The organism is Cellulomonas biazotea, assembly GCF_004306155.1.
In the GTDB taxonomy this organism is placed as follows: domain Bacteria; phylum Actinomycetota; class Actinomycetes; order Actinomycetales; family Cellulomonadaceae; genus Cellulomonas; species Cellulomonas biazotea.
In genome coordinates this window covers 1-3,808 of the sequence record NZ_BIMR01000132.1, presented here as the reverse complement: position 1 = coordinate 3,808, position 3,808 = coordinate 1, and the positions used below count along the sequence as shown (strand labels likewise).

Sequence of the window (3,808 nt, the reverse complement as noted above, 5' to 3'; positions counted from 1 at the left end):
GGTCGAGCGCGTCGGCGGCGGGCGCCCCGTCGAACGCGTCGGCGGGGCGCTCGACCGCCGCGGCGTCCGGCGCGCCGGCGGGCGGCTCGGCACCGGCCGGGGCGAGCGCCTCGACGACACCGCCGGCGAGCTCGTCGGGACGGACGTCCGCCAGCCCCTCCAGCTCGAACCCGAGCGCGATCGCCGCGGTCGTCGGGCGCGGCTCGCTCGCCCACCGCAGGCCGAGCGCGTCGGCCGCTGCCAGCGACCGCAGCTCGGCGCGGTCGAGGTAGAGCACCCCGTCGAGGTGGTCGGTCTCGTGCTGGACGATGCGCGCCGGCCAGCCCGTGAGCACCTCGTCGAGCGGTCGACCCCGCTCGTCGCTGCCGACCAGGTGCACGCGGCGCGGACGCGCGACGACGGCCTGGTAGCCGACGACGCTGAGGCAGCCCTCGTAGAACGCGCGACGCTCGTCGTCGACAGCGACGTACCGCGGGTTGACGAGGACGCGGAACTCGAGCGGCGAGCGCTCCCGGACCTGCGCGACGTCGCCGTCGGGCGGCCCCGAGTCCTCGAGCACCGCGACGGCGACGGGCAGGCCGATCTGCGGCGCGGCGAGCCCGACACCGGGCGCGGCGTGCATCGTGGCGCGCATGACGTGCACGAGCGACTCGAGCTCGTCGTCGGCGAGCTGGCCGTCGTAGGGCAGGGCCTTCGAGCGGAGCACCGGGTGCCCGGCCTGCACGATCGGCACCGTGCCGGTGCCGTGCGCCGAGTCGAGCAGGCGCAGCACGAGGTCACGCAGCGCGACGTCGCGCCGCCGTGAGGCCCCGCCCGTGGTCACAGCGCGAGCCGGGCCGACACGACGTCGGCGAGGTCGCGAGCGACGTCGTCGGCGTCCTGCTGGGTGGCGGCCTCGACCATGACGCGGACGAGCGGCTCGGTGCCGGAGGGGCGCAGCAGCACGCGGCCGGTGTCCCCGAGGCGCGCCTCGGCGGCGCGGACCGCGTCGAGCAGGGGCGCGTCGGCGCCGGCGCGGCCCTTGTCGACGTTGGGCACGTTGACGAGGGTCTGCGGGAGGCGCTGGACGACCCCGGCGAGCTTCGAGAGCGGCTCGCCGGTCGTCGCGACGCGGGCCGCGAGCTGCAGGGCAGTGAGGACGCCGTCGCCGGTCGTCGAGTGCGCGGCCATGATGATGTGCCCGGACTGCTCCCCGCCGAGCGAGTAGCCGCCGGCGCGCATGGCCTCGAGGACGTACCGGTCGCCGACCGCGGTCTCGACGGTGCGGATCCCGTGGTCGCGCATCGCGAGCCGCAGACCGAGGTTGCTCATGACGGTGGTGACGAGGGTGTCGTCCACCAGACCGCCGGCGTCCCGCAGGGCGATCGCCAGGACGCCCATGATCTGGTCGCCGTCGACGAGCCGGCCGTCGGCGTCGACCGCGAGGCAGCGGTCGGCGTCGCCGTCGAACGCGACGCCGAGGTCGGCCTCGGAGGCCACGACCGCGACGAGCAGCTGCTCGGGGTGCGTCGAGCCGCACTTCTCGTTGATGTTGCGGCCGTCGGGCGACGCGTTGATGACGACGACGTCAGCGCCGGCCTGCCGCAGCGCGGCGGGCCCGACCTCGCTCGCGGCGCCGTTCGCGCAGTCGACCGCGATGCGCAGGCCGGACAGCGGGGCGCCGATCGTGCCGACCAGGTGGTCGACGTAGTCGTCGCCCGCGCGGCCGGTGTCGAGCCGGATGCGGCCGACCTGGGCGCCGAGCGGGCGGTCCCACACCTCGCCCATGCGCGCCTCGATGGCGAGCTCGAGCTCGTCGTCGAGCTTGTGCCCGCCGCGGGCGAGGAACTTGATGCCGTTGTCGGGCATCGGGTTGTGGGAGGCGGACAGCACCACGCCGATGTCGACGCCGAGCTCGGCGGTGAGGTACGCGACGGCGGGCGTCGGCAGGACGCCGACGTTGACGACGTCCACGCCGGCGGACGCGAGCCCTGCCGCGACGGCGGCCGCGAGGAACTCGCCGGAGGCGCGTGAGTCGCGTCCGACGACGGCTCGGGGGCGGTGCCCCTCGAACGCGCCGCTCGCGCCCAGCACGTGCGCCGCGGCGACGGACAGGTCGAGCGCGAGCTCGGCCGTCACGTCCCGGTTCGCCAGCCCTCGCACACCGTCGGTGCCGAACAGTCGGCCCATCACTCACTCCTCACCGTCACGCGGCGTCGTCGGCGCGTTCGCGCTCCGCCGCTCAGGATCCCGCAGACACCGATGGCCCCGCTGGTCGATTCGACCGACGGGGCCATCGGGGAGAGACGCTGGATCAGCGCTTCGAGTACTGCGGCGCCTTGCGGGCCTTCTTGAGACCGGCCTTCTTGCGCTCGACCACACGGGCGTCACGCGTGAGGAAGCCGGCCTTCTTGAGGGCCGGACGGTTGTGCTCGGCGTCGATCGCGTTGAGCGCCCGGGAGATGCCCAGACGCAGCGCGCCGGCCTGGCCGGAGACGCCACCGCCGGTGATGCGCGCGACGACGTCGAAGCGACCCTCGACGTCCACGAGCTTCAGCGGCGAGTTGACGAGCTGCTGGTGCACCTTGTTCGGGAAGTAGTCCTCGAGCGCGCGGCCGTTGATCTTCCACTGGCCGGTGCCGGGGACCAGGCGCACGCGGGCGATGGCCTCCTTGCGGCGACCCAGGGCCTGGCCCGGGGCCGTGATGGACTGGCCACGCCCCTGCGGGGCGGCCGTCTCGGAGGTGTAGCTGGTGGGCGTGTCGTCGCCCTCGAGGTCGATGTCGACCGTGGTCTCTGCCACTGGTGTCCTCGGTTCCTGTCTGTTCTCTCGCGCGGCGGCCGTCAGGCCTGCTGCGCGACCTGGATGATCTCGAACGGCTTCGGCTGCTGGGCGGCGTGAGGGTGCTCGGCACCCGCGTAGACCTTGAGCTTGCCGATCTGCTTGGCCGCGAGGGAGCTCTTGGGGAGCATGCCTCGGACGGCCTTCTCGATCGCCCGCTCGGGGTGCTTCTCGAGCAGCTCCGAGTAGCGGGTCGCCCGCAGACCACCCGGGTAGCCGGAGTGGCGGTAGGCGAGCTTGGTCTCACGCTTGTTGCCGGTGAGGGCCACCTTGTCCGCGTTGATGACGATGACGAAGTCGCCACCGTCGACGTGGGGGGCAAAGGTCGCCTTGTGCTTGCCGCGCAGCAGCGTGGCCACATGGGTGGCCAGGCGGCCGAGGACGACATCGGTCGCGTCGATGACGTACCAGGTCCGCTCGACGTCGCCGGGCTTCGGGGTGTACGTGCGCACGGGTCGTAAGCCTTCGTTCGTGTGTGTCTGCGAATCACGGGCACCGCGTCGGCGGCACCTGTGGAGGGCTGTCGGAGCATCCCGTCCGGCGAGTGGGAAACGCACCGGGACGCCACCGCAGCGCCACAGGTGAGAAGCCCGGGCACGCGACAGGGGACGCACAACAACGCACAAGAGTACCTGGCCGCCGGATCGCCGGTCAAAACCGGTCGCCTTGCGCTGCCCACCTGCTATGCCGGGGCCTCTCTCTGCAAGAACCGAACGTCGGGACGACGCAAACGCGACGGACTCTTGTGGCATATCGGACGTCCGCTCTAGTGTCGGTCGCGCCTGCTCCACCCGGCACCCGCCCAGCACCTGCCGGCCCGCCCGGCACCCACCGGCACCCGAGGAACGAGTCGACGATGACGCGTCCAGCCCTCCGCCCCCTGCCCTCCCGCGCGCCGGCCGCCGGCGGCCGACCGCACCGGCGCCTCGCCGCCGGCCTCGCGCTCGCCGCCCTCGCCCTCGCGACCCTCACCACGACGCCCGCGGC

General features: G+C 73.7%; 4 protein-coding genes. All 4 read right to left on the bottom strand.

Features of this window, described 5'->3' with window-relative positions; genetic code table 11:
• Nucleotides 1-823 (bottom strand): peptide deformylase (locus CBZ_RS09840; RefSeq protein WP_174768656.1); only part of this gene is annotated, 823 nt, incomplete at its 3' end.
• Complete coding sequence (gene glmM / locus CBZ_RS09835) at nucleotides 820-2,169, bottom strand: phosphoglucosamine mutase (RefSeq protein ID WP_130781384.1); 1,350 nt, start codon at nucleotides 2,167-2,169, stop codon at nucleotides 820-822. The genes glmM and CBZ_RS09840, both read right to left, overlap by 4 nt.
• 124 nt (nucleotides 2,170-2,293) lie before the next feature.
• Nucleotides 2,294-2,782 (bottom strand): 30S ribosomal protein S9, encoded by a 489-nt coding sequence (gene rpsI, locus CBZ_RS09830; protein WP_130781383.1) that lies wholly within the window; start codon nucleotides 2,780-2,782, stop codon nucleotides 2,294-2,296.
• Nucleotides 2,783-2,823: 41 nt separating this feature from the next.
• Entirely contained in the window at nucleotides 2,824-3,273 is a 450-nt protein-coding gene (gene rplM, locus CBZ_RS09825; protein WP_130781382.1) for a 50S ribosomal protein L13, read from the bottom strand.
• Nucleotides 3,274-3,808 lie beyond the last annotated feature (535 nt).